Raw genomic sequence first — 17,522 nt, forward strand, 5'->3', positions numbered from 1 at the left:
GACGCCAGTTTGCAGGTCAATAGTCGCATACAAATTCGCGTCGCCATCGCCATCTCTATGCCTGCTGGGCGATCTTCCCCGTGAGCCATCGCTAGAACCGTTGCTGGTATCCGAGCATCGCCCCAGCCCCACTCTGTCCAGAAACATGCCCTGCGCTTACGGCATGCTTTAGGCCGATATTGATTGAAGCGCTGTTGGCCAGACTTGCCTGATAGGCCAGACCGAGATCGAACTGCCTGCCTGAGGAATTGAGATCGGCGCTAGAGGACTCGTTGACAATACTCCCGTCGGCAAGCCTGGCAACGGGACGGTTCAGCTCCAATGTTCCCGTCTCGATTCGCAGGGGCTGGGACACAGACAGCGTCAAACGGTCGCCTGCTGCCATCGTATCAGCGAGGCTGGCACCGATTTCCATGCCCGAGAAGGTCAGGTCCGAAAGATTTGCCACCAAGCCACCCGCACCGCCCTGACGAGCAGCGGCGCCATATTCGAGGCGGCCGAACAAGGACAGACCTGACGCCAATTGCTGTTCAAGGCCCAGATTGACCGCCCCGATTGTGCTACCCGCGCCGAAGTCGAACGCGGTCCCACCATCAAGGCCCATCACGCCGCCCTGCTCGCTGGCGAGGGTCGCCCCGATAAGAACCGTGCCGCTGCCAGCTGGCAGGGACAGGGTGATGCCTCCACCTGCCAAATTGCCGTTATCCACGGCACCATGCTTGGCCGCAAATCCATAGGCGGTAAACTCGGCCACCGACCCCACTGGAGCAGTCGAAGCAATGAGCAGGCTCTCGCCCGCCATCGAGAGCACTGAGGCCCTGCTGCCATTTCCAGAAAAACCTCCAACAGCACCCGCGAGGTCGCCGGTGTGCAAAAGGTTCAATCCTTCCCCGCCCTGGTCGAGACTGGCCCGGCCCGGCAGGCGCGGCAGCATGCCTGCCGGCGCCCTCGCAACGGTGGAAACTGCTGAGACTTGGTAGGCACGATTGAGGGAGTCGAACACCGCCATCTGCTGGGGTGCCAGCGCGAGGTTTAGCGAGTCCCCAAAGCTGGAGGGTGCAACTATGGCGCTTTCGGCAAGACTGTGCCTCTCGGCGCTGACGACGTTGGCGCCGCTGAGCACCGATACCGAGCCGATGGGGCTGAGTGCAGCCTTAATGTCCATGACCCCGTGCCCCCATTCGGTCGAGTAGGCATGGGTGACGCCATTGCCATAGTCCATCGTACCGGCAATCGGAACGCCGCGACCGGCAAACCAGCTATTGTCGGCACTGGCGAGCAGGCGCTGCGCCCATTCGGAGGGGGTCATGTCAGGAAAGGCTTCGGCCAGCAAGGCCACGGCGCCCGAGACCTGAGGCGCAACGAACGAGGTGCCAAACCCACTAGCATAGCTGGTATCGCTGGTGTCCCAGGCGCCAGCCGCGATGCCGTCGCCAGCGATGCAGAACTGGGCTGCCAGCCCGCAGGCGGCCGATAGCCGGACCGCGCGCGTGATGTCGCCGCTGCCATTGACCTCAAAATAGCCGTTTGCCGCCGCGATCCAGGCTTCAGAAAGCCGAGTTTCGAAATGGGGCAGCGCGGCCATGACGTCGCCCGAGCTCAGGCTGGAGTCATTGGACAATGCCCAGACTACGACCCCCGTGTTCTGGAAGCTGTCGAGCGCGTTGAAATAGTTTTGCCAGCTACCTGAGCCGTAACCGATCACCGCATTCATGCCCTGGGCTACCGAAGCGCCAGGGTTGGCAGCGAGGAATGTCTTCAGGTCTTGCGCCGAGACGTTGAAACCCCAGGAGTTGTTCTGGACCACTGCGTCGAGAGCGGCAGCATCCAAAGTACCGGCTGTGACATTGGCGATGCTGACACCGGACCCCGTTGGTTGGAAAGAGGTCAGGTGCAGATCGGCGCCGGGCGCTACGCCGTGCATGCCCAAGCCATCTTTGTTGGCCGCTGCAAGCGATGCAACGAAGGTTCCATGGCCCGCGACCGGCAGCGTCCCAGTCTGGCTGATGGTCTTGCCGGCGAACTCGCGATGGGTCAGCCGAAAACCATCGTCGACAATTGCCACCACGGTTCCCACCCCTGTCAGGCCGGCGGAATGAGCCCAGTGAACGTTGTGTAGTTGGAAGGGACTGGACTGTGTGCCAGTCGAGTTAATGCCACAGCGTACCGTAGCGCAACTGGCATCCACAGCGCGGAATTCACTTGAGGAAGAAATGACAGCAGCCTGCGTGGAATTAAGACCTACAGACGCACCCGCCCATCCGGCACTTGGTGCGGGGGAGAAGACGATATTCGGCGGCGCCGACGTCTGCTCTGCACCGGCCGCTGGAGGAATAGATGTGTTACCGGAACACGCGGCCAGAAGCACTGGAAGCGCCATTGCCAGGATCTTGGCCAAGTCATTGATTTTCACGCGTGTACGCCCGTGAACAAGTTGCGGTGGGCCAAATGATAAATCTGACCGCGAGACTTATGCCGCATTTTAGCGAGTCCGGGCATCCTTTCTCGCATTCAGCTGATCACGATTTCGATTAGCCCCCCATTAGCCAAGACAGGGTCGTCTTCACCTTGCGGGCGTCTATGACAACAACGCGGAAGCCTCAGGCCCGCAGCCCTGCCGTCAGCCATGGTATGTGGTTTCCGGTCTCCCGCCCCACGCCGACGACAGGCGCGGCAAATCCTCTTATCGCAGTGGCAATCTCGTCGATCTCTGAGGCAACTGTGCGCTCAAGGCAACGTCCCTGGTCTCGTCCAAGACGTCGAGGAATGGAGCAAGGCCGAAACCCTGCGCCTGCAGGATCTGGTTCTACAGGTGGCGAAATCGGAGCCGGAGGTGCGCTGTGCGAGCCGGCAGGTTCCATTGGGATCTTTATCGGAACGAGCGGTGACAGAGGCGCGGTACTATGACCTCACACTGCTCCCGTGGTCAGCCGGTACTGGTGGCGTGCAGGACTTGGCGCAGGCCATCGTGTTTGGCTCTGGCCGCCCGATTGTCTTGATCCCGCAATCAACTCAACGTGCCGCTTCCCTAACGCACATCGCCATCGCCTGGGACGCAAGCCGGATGGCAGCAAGGGCGCTGGGTGACGCTTTGCCCCTCTTGGCCGAAGGTGGCCGCATCTCGGTGTTGACGGTTCAAGACGAAAAGCCTTTGGGTGGCCCCGATGTTGCTGCACAGCTCGCAAAAGCCTTGGGATCGCGAGGGATTGCCGCAACGCCCGTGGACATCCAACTGGGCAGAATGAGCATCTCCGAGGCGCTGCAGGAAACAGCCCTGTCACGTGGTGCACAACTCCTCGCCATGGGTGGGTACGGCCATTCCCGGATTCGCGACTTCATCTTGGGCGGCGCCACAAAGGGGGTCCTGACGCGACTGCAACTCCCAGTGCTGCTTTCAGCGACGGCGGCAAACGACCTGCACCAGCCAGGTCGTTTGCAGTCCGGGCCGTCTGGGCCCTCAAGACAAAAATCGCGCCAACGTTGTGAAGATTGGAATGCCCACGAGCACGTTGAACGGGAAGGTTATGGCCAGCGACATGGCCAGAGGCAGGCCAATATCGGCTTCCGGCAGCGCCAGCCGTATGGCCGCTGGCGCCGCGATATAGCTGGCGCTGCCGGCCAGTATCCCTAACGCTGCCGCGGAACCTGCGTCGAGCCCGATCAGCGACCCGGCCAGCACGCCCACCGTTCCATTGACCACCGCCAGGGCTACAGCCAGTCCCGCGATGGCAGGCGTTACGCTGCGACTCCGAATAAGGTGACGGGCGGCCACCAAGCCCATATCAAGCAAGAACAGACACAAGACGCCACTAAAGGCGTGTGCAAAGACGGGCTGGATCGGCTCGAAGCCTTGTTCGCCGACCACCAAGCCAATAGCAAAACTCCCCAGAAGCAGCAGCACCGATCCGTCCCGCATGGCGTGGGAGAGATGCCCGCTCAAGGCGTGTACCTCGGGACCGCCGGATCGCCGCGCCAGCCAGAGGCCGGTGACGATGGCAGGTGCCTCCATCAGGGCCAAGACGGCGACCATATAGCCGGCGACTGGCATGCCACCCGCTTCAAGAATGGCAATGCCGGTCACGAAGGTGACCACCGACACGGACCCATAGTGAGCCGCCACGGCGCCGGCATTGGTCGCGTTGAGCTTTGCCACGTGGCGCATCGCCCAGAATGTGGGAACCGGCAGCAAGAAGCTGAGGCCGATGCCTGTCAGTCCCGCCACCACCAGCTCGCCCGTAACGCCGGACGCCGAGACCTGAACTCCGCCCTTCAGTCCGATGGCCGTCATCAGGTAGATCGCCATCGCCTTGCCGATCACCTCGGGGATCTCGAGGCTGCTGCGGATGGAGGCTGCGAGAATGCCGAGCGCGAAGAACAAGATTGCGGGTGAAAGCAGGATTTCCATCAGATCGCCGGTTTGGAAAGGAACAATGCCGACGTAGCGCGAACAGCACTTTCACAAAAATTCATTGATCAGATCAAATCGTTCTATATATGAGAACGATGAAGGCTCTTAACTTTCGGCATTTGTGGTACTTCAGGCAGGTGGCCCGCGAGGGCAACCTCACGCGCGCCGCTCGTGTATTAGCGGTCTCGCAGTCGGCCCTTTCAACCCAGATTCAAACGCTTGAGGAGAGACTGGGGCATCCCCTCTTCGAACGGGTTGGACGACGGCTGGTTCTGACCGAGGCCGGCAAGGTGGCGCTGGACCACGCCGATGCCATCTTTGACATGGGTGAGGATCTCCTGACGACACTTCGTGTCGGTTCCGGACGACGCCAGGTATTGCGTGTCGGGGCATTGGCCACCTTGTCGCGCAATTTTCAGATTGATTTCCTAAGGCCGTGCCTCGGACGGGCGAACCTTGAGATTGTGCTGATATCGGGCAGTCTGATCGAGTTGACCGGGATGCTGCGGCGGCTCGAAATCGATGTCGTGCTGTGCAACGCGGCGCCTGGAACCGGCCATGCGGACGGCTTGGTTGCGCATCGGCTGGCCCGTCAGCCTATTGGCTTGTTCGGCGCCGCAGCGTTGCAGTCGCTGGCGAGAACCCCCAGGGAAGCACTTGGCGAACACGGCGTGATCCTGCCCACGGGCGCAAGCAGCATCCGGGTTGAGTTCGATGCGCTTTGCGCACGCCTCGACATCGTGCCGTCGGTGTTGGCGGAAGTGGACGATATGGCCATGCTTCGCCTCATGGCCCGGGAAGGGATCGGTCTCGCCCCACTGCCTGCTATCGTTGTCCGCGATGAGCTCGAAGCCGGAACGTTGCGAGAGGTGGTTCGCCTGCCGGGCATCGAAGAAGCGTTCTATGCCCTAACCTTCAGTAGGCAATTCCAGAGTCCGATCGCTGAGGAATTGATTGCCGCTGCCTCGAACTGGCCGCTCTGACGATTTTTTGGCTCACCCTCTTGCATCATTGATCTCGCCCGCCAATCTGTTCTGGCGTGACCGGGCCCCTCTGGCGTCGGCGGCATCTGCCGTCACGCGATGTCGGATCACCTTGGCAGGGCCCGAGGGCATCTGCGTTGGTGCCCGCTTCCGTCATGGTCTCCAAACGCACTCCCTCAGCCCGTCGAGCGGCACCTTGAGAGGAGTTATTCATGACCAAAGACAACCCACCCCAGGACGATCTGTTTCTGCGCGGCGCGCGCCTGCGTGCCCGCCACAAAGCCGATGGGCGAGACCTGCATGCCGAAGCCAGCCGCGCTGGTGCGGAGGATTTCTTCCAGGCGCTGGTGGCTGCCGTGGCTGTCATCGCCCATGCCGATGGCCAGCTGGACCTGGCTGAAAGACGCAAGCTGGTGGAAGCCTTTCTGACCAGCCCCGCCATGGCGGGCTTTTCCGTCGCCGACCTGGCCGAAGAGCTGGCACACCATGCCCGCGCCTATGGCTATGCCCCCGAGCTGGCCGAACGGCAGGCGCTGGCCACGCTGAGCATCAGCGCGCTCGGCACGGCGGACCGGCTGTCCATCCGCAATGCCTGCCACCAGGTGATCACCGCCGATGGCCTTGTCCATCCCGTCGAACTGGGCGCCCTGCACCGTGTCGAGCGCGCCCTCGGGCTGGAGGAGGCGACAGGTGAGTAGTGTCCTGCTGCGCACAAGCCTCGGGGAGCGTGCCAGATGGACATGCTGACCGGCCTTTTCCTAGGCCAGCCACTCTGGATGTGGCTGGGTTTTCTGGGTCTCGTGGCCCTGCTGCTGGCCTTTGATCTGGGCGTGCTGCACCGCGACGGCCATGCGATCGAGGTGCGCGAAAGCCTGCTGCTGTCGGGGTTCTACGTCACCCTTGGCCTGGCCTTCGGCGCCTTTGTCTGGTGGCAGTTGGGGGCCCAGTCGGGCATCGAGTACCTCACGGGCTTCGTCGTCGAAAAGAGCCTGGCCATGGACAATGTCTTCGTCATTGCCATGATCTTCGGCTACCTGGCCATCCCGCGGCACCTGCAGCACCGTGTGCTGTTCTGGGGCATACTGGGCGTTATCGTGCTGCGCGCGATCATGATCGGCTTTGGCGCCGCCCTCGTGTCCGAATATGGCTGGCTGCTTTACGTATTTGCGGCCTTCCTCATCGCCACCGGCATCCGCATGATGATGCCCGGACACGGCGAAACCGATCTTGGCCGCAATCCGGTGCTGGTGTTCATCAAGCGACGCTTCCGCGTCACCGAACAGCTGCATGGCGACAGGTTCTTCGTGCGCCAGACCGATCCCAAGACGGGGCGTCTCGAACGCTACATGACGCCGCTCTTTCTGGCCCTCGTCATGATCGAGATCGCCGACGTGATCTTTGCCGTGGATTCGGTGCCGGCCATCTTCGCCATCACCACCGATCCCTACATCGTCTACACGTCCAACATCTTCGCCATCCTCGGCCTGCGGGCGCTCTACTTTGCCCTCGCCGCCATCCTGCACCGCTTCGCCTATCTCAAGCAGGCTTTGGCGGTGCTGCTGGTCTTCATCGGCTCCAAGATCTTTGTCGCTGATCTCCTGGGGTGGGAGAAGTTCCCAGCCGAATGGTCTCTCGGCATCACATTCACCATCTTGGCCAGTGGCATCGGTTATTCTCTGTGGCGCACTTCAAAGGGCCACTAGCAATATTGGGGAGAAGGCGTAGTGCCTTCTCCCTTCACTATATTAAACTGTGACGATCATCACGATGACGGCGGTCAGGGCCGAGACACTGAAGTCTTACAAGCAAGACTGAGGCAGGTTGCACATCTCCCCACCACGTGTTGCAGCGCGACCTCCATCAATCATTCGCCGGCGATCTTTCCGCCAAAGCCCGCGGTGCGCAGCAGCTGCAGCAGGGTGCTGCGCGCGTCTTCATGGCTCAGGCCCATGGCCTGCCGGGGCACGGTCAACACGATCCAGGCGGCATGGTGCAGCGGCAGGTCGCGCACAAATTCAGGATCGGTGGCATCGCTGAATTGTGCCTCGAGGCCCAGGTCCTGCCAGCGCCGGACGGCAAGCGGGTTGAAATCGAGACCCAGAACCTTGACCCCGCGATCCTTGAGGCGCAGGCCGATGGCAGTGCCCTGACCACTATGGGCGCAAGCATCAAGCTTGCGCCCATAGTGGTCCGTTGCGGAGCGGGTCCCAGACCTGTGGTCAGATATTGTCGGTGATCGCAAAGCTCAATTGGCGGCATGCCGGATAGTGAAATCAAGCAGGCCGCTCCTCTACATTCCCGCACCGCCGGTCACCGAGAGGATCTCGCCCGTGATGAACCGCGCGGAGTCGGAAGCCAGGAAAACCGCAGGAAGAGCGATATCCTCGGGCATCCCGGCACGCCCAAGGGGGGTCATGGCGATGGCCTGTTCTTCCATGGGAGACCCTGGCATGCCCGCGGCCCTGACGCCTTCGGTCAGAACATAACCTGGACTGATCGCGTTGACGCGGATGTTGCGGGGCGCCAGTTCCTTGGCCAGGGCCTTGGTGATGGTGTTGATCGCGCCTTTGGTTGCGGCGTAGAGCGCCATATTGGCGGGCGCCACGGTGCCGACAAACGAGGTCAGATTGATCACGGCGCCACCCAGCGGGGAAAACAGCGGCGAGGCAGCCTTGGTCACCAGCAGCAGGCCGCGAACATTGGTGTCAAACACCCGATTGAACTCGTCTGCGGTGATCGCTTCGAAGGGGCCGGCCGCAAAGGTACCGGCATTGTTGACCAGGATGTCGACCTGTCCGTATCGCTGCTGCACCGTGTCGAACAGCGCCGCGACCTCGGCATCGCGCGAAATATTGGCGCCCACTGCAATGGCCGTGCCGCCCTTGCTGGTTATGGTCTCGACCACCCGGTCCGCGCCGGCCTGGTCGGTCGAATAATTGACGACCACGGTGGCCCCTTCTGCGGCCAGATGCATGGCGATGCTGGCGCCAATCCCCTTGGACGCCCCCGTTACGACGGCAATCTTGCCGATAAGTTTATGCATTTGTCATTCTCCGGGCTGCTGGTTTTCTCGCCGCAGGGCGCTCAGGCGACCTTTGGGACGCAAGAGCCGTCCGTGCGGCGTTCCCTGAAGATGATGCGGGGTGCCGAGATACAGAACTGGCGAAATCCGTGTCGCGGCTACACGAAAATGTATAACTGAGCTGCGGCTGGCTGGGCGCGGCGCCTTAGCGATCCTAGCTTTTCACATAGGCAGCCATGCCGTCCGCGATCGCGTCAAACGTCACACGGCAACGCGGTGTGGTTCTGAGGTTTTCGTGCATGGCCACGAATGTCGTCAGGGTCATCGCCAGGTCGTCCTCGAGAACGCGCACAAGGTCGGGATCCCGGCGGGCAAGTCCCACCTGGAAAAATCCAATGCCGCAACCGGACCGGATAAGCGCCATCTGGGCAATATTGCTGTCCACCTTGAGGGCAGCTTGCGTATGCTCAAGCACCGGATACCGTTTGCGCATGCTGCGCACGAAGGCGCTTTCCGAGTGATAGCCGATGACGCGGTGCGCGCTGATGTCATCCAGCGTTGTCGGCACCCCATGCTGCTCGAGGTAGCGGCGATGGGCATAGAGGCCGACATCAATATTGCCGATCCGGCGGACAACCAGGGCCTCCTGCGTCGGCGCGGCCATTCTGATGGCTATGTCGGCCTCTTGCCGCAGCAGGTCCTCGATGGTGTCGGACACCGACAGCTCGATGATCAGCGCCGGATAGCGGTTAGCCAAGGCCTCCAGAATGTCCGGCAGCACCTCTACGGCGATGGTGTCGCTCGCGCTGATGCGGACGGTACCGGCTACGGAGCCTGTTATGCCGGATCGGTGTGTGCTCACCGATCGCAGCAGGGCCGTGGCCTGAAGGGCGAGCTGCTCGGCCTGGGGCCTGAGATCGATGGCGGCCTCGGTCGGCAACAGACCTTGTGGCGTCCGCAGGAACAGCTGGATGCCGATTGCCGTCTCGAGGGCCTCGATGTGGCGCCCCACCGTGGGTTGGGCCAGCCCAAGACCACGGGCGGCCGCTGACAGGGATCCTTCTCGCATGACAGCGAGAAACGTCCGGTAGTGATCCCAACTCGGCTCAAGGTCGCTCATGCATTAATGTATGGCGCCGGCCCGTTACCCGTCAATTGGCAACGGAACGCATTGCGGGCTGCGATCAGTCTTGGTCCCACCATCAAGTACGAGCAGTAGTCGACCGCATTCCGGCCGTTCGTGCCTGTACGGCCAGTTGCCGGAGGCTGCTGCCGCGTGCGACTGAGATGGTGGCGGGCGTTACGGGCCTACCTAGGCGATTGACTGCAAAGTGTCCGCGTCGCGGCGCGGCGGCGCGCCAAACAGTCTCTTGTACTCCCGCGAAAACTGCGACGCGCTTTCGTATCCAACCGCATAGCCCACGGTGGCGGCCTCGGCGTGCTCGGTGACCAGCCGGCGGCGCGCTTCGTGCAGCCGGATTTGCTTTTGATCCTGCAAGGGGCTGACCTCGGTCAGCGCCTTGAACCGGCGATGAAACACCGACACGCTCATGCCGGCAACCGCAGCCATGGCGTCAACGCTGAGGCGCTCGGCATAGTGCTGGCGAATCCATGCCATGGCGCGGCGAATATGCGCCAGGCGGGAATCTGCCCGGGCGATCTGGCGCAGCGACGCGCCGTGCGGGCTCATCAGCAGCCGAAACATGAGTTCATGCTCGAGGTGCGGCGCCAGGACCGCGATTTCATCCAGACACAGAAACACTTTTGTATCCGGCAGTCGACGGTAAGTTCGCTCTATCGACTTGTCCGGCGCGCTGTTCGGATCGGGGTGCCCAAAGGTTGGCGTGGAGGCGCGTTGGAGGGCGTGGGGCGGCGTCGGCCCTCACCCCATGCGCTCATGAATGAACGATCCTCCCGTCAACGGACCAGACGATGCACCTGGAGGTCAGTCACTCTCATAAAGATGAAGGGCCGCCGCGCTGTCAAATCCCAGGTCAATGTAGAACGGGGTTCCGCGGTGACCCGTCGCTATCGCCCTATCGCGCGCAATCCCCTCACTAGAGGGGCTTTTTGAGCCACTTGGCAAGAACGCCCGCGATGCCTTCGCGGAACAGCAGCACGCTGACCACGAAAATAACGCCCTGCAAGACCGTCACCCAGGCCCCAAAGCCGGCAAAATAGTTCTGCATGGTGACGATCACCGCGGCGCCGATGATGGGCCCGAAAACCGTGCCCATGCCACCCAGCAGGGTCATCAGCACCACCTCGCCGGACATCGACCAGTAGACGTCGGTCAGCGAGGCGAGCTGGAAGACGATGGCCTTGGTGGCGCCGGCCAGGCCCGCCAGTGCGGCCGACATCACGAAGACGGCGAGCTTGTAGCGGTTGACCTTGTAGCCCAGCGAGATGGAGCGCGGCTCATTGTCACGAATGGCCTTGAGCACCTGTCCGAAGGGCGAATGGATGATGCGGTAGATCAGCAGCAGCGCCCCGAAGACGATGGCCAGCACGACGAAATACAGCGTGTAGTCCGAAGTGAGGTCGATCAGGCCGAACAGCTTGCCACGCGGTACGGCCTGGATGCCGTCTTCACCGCCGGTGAAGGGCGCCTGCACCGCTATGAAGTAGACCATCTGTGCGAAGGCCAGCGTCACCATGGCGAAATAAATGCCCTGCCGGCGAATGGCGAGCACACCGATGCCCAGGCCAAGCACGGTGGCGGCCAGCACGCCCAGCAGGATGGCAAATTCGGGGTTGAGCCCCCAGGCCTTGGCGGCATAGGCCGCAACATAGCTGGACGACCCAAAGAAGGCCGCATGGCCGAATGACAGCAGGCCACCAAAGCCGAGCAGCAGGTTGAGCGCACTGGCGAACAGCGCGAAGCACAGCACCTTCATCAGAAAGACGGGATAGAGCACGCTGGGCGCAATCAGCAGCAGAACGAGCAGGACGGCAAAAATCACCACATGATGGCGTGGTGTGCCGATCGGCAGGGCCACGGCAGCGGATCGATAGCCGGTTTCCGAGGGAGTGGTCATCACTGGGTCCTTCCAAACAGCCCTGCAGGCTTGACGAGCAGCACGATGGCCATGATCACGAAGATCACCACGGACGAGCCTTCCGGATAGATGACACGGGTCAGCCCCTCGACGATGCCGAGGCCGAAGCCGGTCAGTATGGCCCCCAGGATGGAGCCCATGCCGCCGATGACAACGACGGCAAACACCACGATGATGAGGTCGGCACCCATATTGGGATTGACCGAATAGATGGGCGCGGCCAGCACGCCGGCCAACGCTGCCAGGGCCACGCCGAAGCCATAGGTCAGGGTGATCATGCGCGGCACATTGATGCCGAAGGCGCCCACCAGTGTTGGGTTCTCCGTGGCGGCGCGCAGATAGGCACCCAGCCGGGTTTTCTCGATGGCGAACCAGGTCGTAAAGCATACCACGACCGAGGCGAACACCACCCAGCCGCGATAGTTGGGCAGGAACATGAAGCCCAGATTGGTGCCGCCGGACAGTTCGGCAGGAATGGAATAGGGCAGGCCGGATACCCCATACTGGTTGCGGAACAGGCCCTGGATGATCAGCGCCAGGCCGAAGGTCAGCAGCAGGCCATAGAGGTGGTCGAGATGGTAGAGCCGGCTGATCATCAGGCGTTCGATCACCACCCCGCTTGCGCCCACCACGATGGGGACGATCAGCAGCGCCCACCAGTAGTTGATCCCGGTATAGGTCAGCAGCATCCAGGCGACGAAGGCACCCATCATGTACTGCGCGCCATGGCTGAAATTGATGATGTTGAGCAGGCCGAAAATGACTGCCAACCCCAGGCTGAGCAGGGCATAGAACGAGCCGTTGATCAGCCCCAGCAGCAACTGGCCGAAAAGTGCCTGTGGCGGTATGCCCAAGAGCTCGAACATGACAAATGGTTCCAGTGGTAACGAGGATGGGCGCCCCGGCGGGGCCGGAGCGCCCGGCAGAGACTAGTTGGTGACGAAGGCGCAGCCGCCCTCGGCCATCGGCCGGAAGGCTTCGGCTGCCGGAATGGTCGCCAGCAGGCTGTAATAGTCCCATGGGCCGGTGGATTCGGCAGGTGACTTGACCTGGAACAGGTACATGTCGTGCACCTTGCGGCCGTCCTCGCGGATCGTGCCTTCGCCGAACAGCGGATCGCTGGTGGGCGTTGCCTTCATCGCCGCCATCACGGCGTCGGTTTCCTTGCCACCGGTCGATTCCACGGCCTTGAGGTAATGCAGTACGCTGGCATAGACGCCGGCATGCACCATGGTCGGCTTCTTGCCAGCATTTTCGGCGGCGAACCGCTCAGACCAGGCGCGGGTCTCATCATTGAGGTCCCAATAGAAGCTTTCGGTCAGCACCAGCCCCTGTGCGGTTTCAAGGCCAAGGGCATGGATGTCAGTGATGAAGATGAGCAGCCCGGCAAGCGCCTGACCGGCCTGGGTGATGCCGAATTCGGCGGCCTGCTTGATGGTGTTGACGGTATCGCCGCCGGCATTGGCCAGGCCGATCACCTGGGCGCCCGATGCCTGCGCCTGCAGCAGGTAGGATGAGAAGTCCGTGCCTGGGAAGGGATGGCGGACCGTGCCGAGCACCTCGCCGCCCGCGGCTTCGACAACGGCGGCAGTATCCTTCTCCAGGGCCTGGCCAAAGGCATAGTCAGCGGTGATGAAGAACCACTTGGTATTGCCCTCGGCCACCATGGCCGAGCCCGTGCCATGCGCCAGGGCCCAGGTGTCATAGGTCCAGTGAACGGTATTGGGCGAACACTGCGCGCCGGTCAGGTCGGCCGAGCCGGCGCCCGAGTTCATGAAGATCTTGTTCTTCTCGCGGGTGATTTCGTTGACCGCGAAGGCGGCCGATGAGGTGGGCACGTCCACGATCAGGTCGACCCCGTCCTGGTCGTACCACTGGCGGGCAATGGTGGAGGCCACGTCGGGCTTGTTCTGGTGGTCGGCCGAAACGATCTCGACGGTAATGCCCTTGCCGGCAGCGTCGAAGTCCTCGACGGCCATGCGGGCCGCGATGACCGAGCCTTCGCCGGACAGGTCGGCATAGACGCCGGAGCGATCATTAAGCACGCCGATCTTGACGGCGGTCTGGGCTAGGGCCGTGCCCGCCAGCAACAGGCTGGTGGCCGAGGCCAGGATGAGTGTCTTGAAGTTCATGGTTGCGTCTCCTCCGAGTGGTGCCGATTTCCGGCTTGGTGCTAGACGCCCAGATAGGCGTGCAGCTTGTTCATGTTGGCGGCGAGGTCGGCATTGGGGATGGTGTCGATCACCCGCCCCTGCTCGACCACGTAGTGCCGGTCCGCGACCGAGGCCGCAAAGCGGAAGTTCTGTTCGACCAGCACGATGGTGAAGCCCTGCTGCTTGAGCTGGCTCAGCGTCCTGCCGATCTGCTGCACGATTACGGGCGCCAGGCCTTCGGTCGGTTCGTCCAGCAGCAGGAATTTGGCACCGGTGCGCAGGATGCGGCCAATGGCGAGCATCTGCTGTTCGCCGCCCGACAGCTTGGTGCCCTGGCTGGAGAGACGTTCGCGCAGATTTGGGAACATCTCGAGCACGGCCTCGCGGCTTAGCCCGCCCGGTTTGACCTGCGGCGGCAGCATGAGGTTTTCCTCAACCGACAGGCTGGCAAAGATGCCGCGTTCCTCAGGGCAGAAGGCAATGCCGGCATGGGCGATGTGGCGCGGCTCCAGCCCGACCAGTTCGCGGCCCTCGAACCGTACCGATCCCTGCCGCTTGCCCAAAATGCCCATGATGGCGCGTAGCGTTGTCGTCTTGCCGGCGCCGTTGCGGCCCAGCAGCGTAACCACCTCGCCGGGCTTCACGTCGAAATTGATGCCGTGCAGCACATGACTTTCGTCATACCAGCCATTGAGATCGCGTACCGCCAGCAGACTCTCGGCAGGGGCATCGCTCGTCGTCATCGCGTCATTCATGGCCCGCTCCGATATAGGCATCGATAACCCGCGGGTCCTTGGAGACCAGGTCATAGGGTCCCTCGGCCAGTACCTGGCCGCGGGCCAGCACGGTAATCTGGTCGGAGAGATCGGCGACCACCGACAGATTGTGCTCCACCATCAGAATGGTGCGGTTGGCCGAAATCTTGCGGATCAGCGCCGAGATGCGCGCCACGTCCTCCTGCGCCATGCCGGCCATCGGCTCGTCGAGCAGCAGCATTTCCGGTTCAAGCGCCAGCGTTGTGGCAATCTCGAGCGCCCGCTTGCGGCCATAGCTCAATTCGCCCGCCGTCTCGTGGGTAAAGCTCGACAGCCCCACCTCGTCGACCCGGGCCATGGCTTCCTCGTCAAGTTGGTGCAGCACCTTTTGCGAGCGCCAGAAATCAAAGCTGTCGCCGCGGCGGCGCTGCAGCGCAATACGCACGTTTTCGAGGACGGAAAGCTTGGGGAATACCGCCGAAATCTGGAACGAGCGCACGAGGCCCAGCCGGGCGATATCAGCGGCCGGCAGGCGCGTAATGTCGTTGCCATTGAGCGTGATGCTGCCGGCACTGGGCTGCAGGAATTTGGTCAGGAGATTGAAACAGGTGGTCTTGCCGGCGCCATTGGGCCCGATCAACGCGTGGATCGTGCCGCGCCTCACATCGAGATCGACGCCGTTCACCGCCACGAAGCCGGCAAAGCGCTTGGTCAGTCCACGGGCGGAGAGGATGACGTCCTGCGCCGGAGGGATCTGTGCGGTCATGGCTGCGCTCATTTTGCGGTCCACCCGCCGTCAATGGAGATCGCCGCGCCGGTGATCGAGCGGGCCAGGTCGCCGCAGAGATAGGCGGCCAGTTCGGCGATTTCCTCGGGCTGCACGAATTGCCGGGTCGGCTGCGGCGCCAGCATCACCTCGCGCACGACCTGCTCCTCGCTCATGGCATGCAGGCGGGCCTGATCGGCAATCTGGGCGGCAACCAGTGGCGTCAAGACGTAACCGGGACAGATGGCGTTGACGGTAATGCCCTTTTCGGCCGTTTCCAGCGCTACCGCCTTGGTCAGACCGACGACGCCGTGCTTGGTGGCAACATAGGCTGACTTGAACGGGGAGGCGCGCAGGCCATGTGCGGAAGCAATATTGATGATGCGGCCCCAGCCACGCTCGGCCATGCCCGGCACGGCGGCGCGGATGGTATGGAATGCAGAGTCAAGGCTGACCGCGACAATGCGATCCCAGTCGGCTGGGGGGAAATCCTCGATGGGGGCCACCTTCTGTACGCCGGCATTGTTGACCAGCACATCGAGCTGGCCAAAGGCCGCAACAACCGCGCCGACCAGATCATAGCCACCGCCATTCGCCGACAGATCGGACTGGAAATAGCGCACATCGGCGCCCGTGCCGGATACCGAATGCAGCACCTCCGCGACCGTGCTTTCGGCCTCGAAGCTGTTGATGGCCACGGCATATCCCATGGCGGCAAACCTGTTGGCAATCGACAGACCAATACCGCTCGTCGAGCCGGTGACCAGTGCCACGCGCTTTGTTGTCATGCTCCACCCTGTAGCGGACCTTCAAGGGCCCGATGTTTTGCCCTCTACCTATCAAGTTCCGTGCCATGTGGTAAAAGCCGGCATTTGCTGGCGATTTTCATCCGCGTGTCCGGCCATGTGTGTGGCACACAGGACAGTGTCCGGATTTCCGGACAGTTCAGGCGACGATATTGTGCCGCTTGAGCTTCTCGTAGAATTGCGATCGCGAGACGCCCAGCCGCAGCGCCGCGGCCGATTTCTGCCCGCCTGTGGCCTGCAGCGCATCGAGAATGGCCTGCCGCTCCGTATCCGCCACCGCGGTGGCCAGTCCCTGCGTGGAGGTGCCGATCCGCACCACGCCCGGCGGCAGCGCACGACCGATCACACCGGCATCCATAACCGCGCTGGGCGCCAGCGCGGCCGCGCGCTCCAACACGTTGCGCAATTCTCGCACATTGCCCGGCCAGGCATGGGCCTGCAGCAGCTTGATCGCCTCTGGCGTGATAACCCAGCCGCTCTGGTCGTCCGCGCGCAGCGTCTGCTCGAGCAGCGCCTCGCATAGCAGCGCCATATCCTCGCGCCGCTCGCGCAACGGGGGGACATGCACGGTCAGCACGGCGACGCGATAATAGAGATCGGCGCGGAAGCTGCGATCGGCGATCTTGGCTTCGAGATCCTGCGAGGTGGCGGCGATGATGCGGACATCGATCTTCTTGACGGTGTTGGACCCCAGGGCCTCGATCTCGCCCTCCTGCAGCACGCGCAGGAACTTGGCCTGCACGGCCAGCGGCATGTCGCCGATTTCGTCGAGAAACAGCGTGCCGCCATGGGCCAGCTCGAACTTGCCCTGCCGGGCCTTCTTGTCGGCGCCGGTATAGGCGCCGGGCGCGACGCCAAAGAATTCGGCCTCCAGCAATGCTTCGGGAACGGCCGCCATATTGACCGCCACGAAGGGCCCGTCGGCGCGGTCCGATTGCTGGTGGATGGCGTGAGCGAGCAATTCTTTGCCGGTGCCGGTCTCCCCCAGGATCAGTGCCGCCCCGTCACGCAGCGCAAAGCGGCGCACCATCGCCTTGAGATCCTTGACCGCCTCGCTCTGGCCGACAAAGCTTGACAGCGAATATTTGGTGCGGCGCTCCCGCGTCAGGGCCGCCTGGGCCCGCGTCAGCTGCTTCTGCAACGCCTCAAACTTGTCGAGCATGGGCGCGAGATAATCCACATTGTCATAAAAGACGAAGCCGATGGCTCCTTCCACCGCCCCGGTCTCATCCTTGAGCGGGATGCGGCAGACCACGAACTGGCGGTCGTTGAAATTCATGATGTCGAGCAGGATGGGCCGGCCGGTCTCGACCACGCGCCGGAGCAGGGAGTGTGGAATGACCTCCTCGACCGGCATGCCGATCGGGTCGAATTCGGGCGCCAGCTGCAGCAGGTCACGATAGCGGGTGTCCATCCAGGTGATGCGCGTCTGCGCATCGACAATGATGGCGCCCTCGAAGAAATCGCGCAGCAGGCTGAAGGCGCCCACCGCTTCCTCGATGCTGGCCAGTCCATTGGCAGCCGGCCAGCGTTCAGTTGTCGGTAGGGGTACCATGGCCGGCCTCGCTCG

General features: G+C 62.7%; 15 protein-coding genes and 2 pseudogenes. 4 read left to right on the plus strand and 13 right to left on the minus strand.

Features of this window, described 5'->3' with window-relative positions:
• Positions 1-91: 91 nt before the first annotated feature.
• Positions 92-2,065, minus strand: a complete 1,974-nt coding sequence (locus tag AC4NN3_RS14625) for a S8 family peptidase (RefSeq protein ID WP_491927813.1) — start codon at positions 2,063-2,065, stop codon at positions 92-94.
• Positions 2,066-2,626: 561 nt separating this feature from the next.
• Here AC4NN3_RS14625 and AC4NN3_RS14630 point away from each other — a divergent pair.
• A pseudogene (locus AC4NN3_RS14630) lies at positions 2,627-3,382 on the plus strand (universal stress protein); the annotation flags it as partial.
• A gap of 75 nt (positions 3,383-3,457) precedes the next feature.
• On the opposite strand, the gene AC4NN3_RS14635 reads toward AC4NN3_RS14630, so the two are convergent.
• The gene (locus AC4NN3_RS14635) at positions 3,458-4,405 is read right to left on the minus strand and encodes a sodium-dependent bicarbonate transport family permease (RefSeq protein ID WP_491927814.1); all 948 of its coding nucleotides are present in this window, start codon (positions 4,403-4,405) and stop codon (positions 3,458-3,460) included.
• Positions 4,406-4,503: 98 nt separating this feature from the next.
• Between AC4NN3_RS14635 and AC4NN3_RS14640 the strand changes: the two genes are divergently transcribed.
• The 3 genes from AC4NN3_RS14640 (at position 4,504) to AC4NN3_RS14650 (ending at position 7,094) form a co-directional block, all read left to right on the plus strand.
• Positions 4,504-5,391 (plus strand): LysR family transcriptional regulator, encoded by an 888-nt coding sequence (locus AC4NN3_RS14640; protein ID WP_491927815.1) that lies wholly within the window; start codon positions 4,504-4,506, stop codon positions 5,389-5,391.
• A 212-nt stretch (positions 5,392-5,603) separates the two neighbouring features.
• Positions 5,604-6,089: a TerB family tellurite resistance protein gene (locus AC4NN3_RS14645; protein ID WP_491927816.1), complete on the plus strand. Its 486-nt coding sequence runs from the start codon at positions 5,604-5,606 to the stop codon at positions 6,087-6,089.
• A gap of 36 nt (positions 6,090-6,125) precedes the next feature.
• Positions 6,126-7,094: a TerC family protein gene (locus tag AC4NN3_RS14650; protein ID WP_491927817.1), complete on the plus strand. Its 969-nt coding sequence runs from the start codon at positions 6,126-6,128 to the stop codon at positions 7,092-7,094.
• A 161-nt stretch (positions 7,095-7,255) separates the two neighbouring features.
• On the opposite strand, the gene AC4NN3_RS14655 is transcribed toward AC4NN3_RS14650, so the two are convergent.
• The 11 genes and pseudogenes from AC4NN3_RS14655 to AC4NN3_RS14705 form a co-directional block, all read right to left on the minus strand.
• The gene (locus AC4NN3_RS14655) at positions 7,256-7,633 is read right to left on the minus strand and encodes an NAD-binding protein (RefSeq protein ID WP_491927818.1); all 378 of its coding nucleotides are present in this window, start codon (positions 7,631-7,633) and stop codon (positions 7,256-7,258) included.
• Between the two features lie 48 nt (positions 7,634-7,681).
• Positions 7,682-8,434, minus strand: a complete 753-nt coding sequence (locus tag AC4NN3_RS14660) for an SDR family NAD(P)-dependent oxidoreductase (protein WP_491927819.1) — start codon at positions 8,432-8,434, stop codon at positions 7,682-7,684.
• A 193-nt stretch (positions 8,435-8,627) separates the two neighbouring features.
• Positions 8,628-9,533, minus strand: a complete 906-nt coding sequence (locus AC4NN3_RS14665) for a LysR family transcriptional regulator (protein ID WP_491927820.1) — start codon at positions 9,531-9,533, stop codon at positions 8,628-8,630.
• A 192-nt stretch (positions 9,534-9,725) separates the two neighbouring features.
• Positions 9,726-10,157 (minus strand): annotated as a pseudogene (locus AC4NN3_RS14670) (helix-turn-helix domain-containing protein); the annotation flags it as partial.
• A gap of 313 nt (positions 10,158-10,470) precedes the next feature.
• Positions 10,471-11,451 carry a branched-chain amino acid ABC transporter permease gene (locus AC4NN3_RS14675; protein ID WP_491927821.1) on the minus strand — a complete coding sequence of 327 codons (981 nt, stop codon included), beginning with the start codon at positions 11,449-11,451 and terminating at the stop codon, positions 10,471-10,473.
• Positions 11,451-12,338 (minus strand): branched-chain amino acid ABC transporter permease, encoded by an 888-nt coding sequence (locus AC4NN3_RS14680; RefSeq protein WP_491927822.1) that lies wholly within the window; start codon positions 12,336-12,338, stop codon positions 11,451-11,453. The genes AC4NN3_RS14675 and AC4NN3_RS14680 overlap by 1 nt, the downstream gene beginning before the upstream one ends.
• A 63-nt stretch (positions 12,339-12,401) precedes the next feature.
• Positions 12,402-13,604: an ABC transporter substrate-binding protein gene (locus AC4NN3_RS14685; protein ID WP_491927823.1), complete on the minus strand. Its 1,203-nt coding sequence runs from the start codon at positions 13,602-13,604 to the stop codon at positions 12,402-12,404.
• A gap of 41 nt (positions 13,605-13,645) precedes the next feature.
• A complete protein-coding gene (locus AC4NN3_RS14690; protein WP_491927824.1) occupies positions 13,646-14,380 on the minus strand; it encodes an ABC transporter ATP-binding protein in 735 nt (244 codons plus the stop codon).
• A complete protein-coding gene (locus tag AC4NN3_RS14695; protein ID WP_491927825.1) occupies positions 14,373-15,146 on the minus strand; it encodes an ABC transporter ATP-binding protein in 774 nt (257 codons plus the stop codon). Before AC4NN3_RS14695 ends, AC4NN3_RS14690 begins: the two co-directional genes overlap by 8 nt.
• Before the next feature lie 8 nt (positions 15,147-15,154).
• Positions 15,155-15,934 carry a 3-hydroxybutyrate dehydrogenase gene (locus tag AC4NN3_RS14700; RefSeq protein WP_491927826.1) on the minus strand — a complete coding sequence of 260 codons (780 nt, stop codon included), beginning with the start codon at positions 15,932-15,934 and terminating at the stop codon, positions 15,155-15,157.
• 157 nt (positions 15,935-16,091) lie between these two features.
• A complete protein-coding gene (locus AC4NN3_RS14705; RefSeq protein ID WP_491927827.1) occupies positions 16,092-17,507 on the minus strand; it encodes a sigma-54 interaction domain-containing protein in 1,416 nt (471 codons plus the stop codon).
• Positions 17,508-17,522: the final 15 nt, after the last annotated feature.

The sequence above is a fragment of the Devosia sp. MDV22-iso42 genome (genome assembly GCF_058629155.1).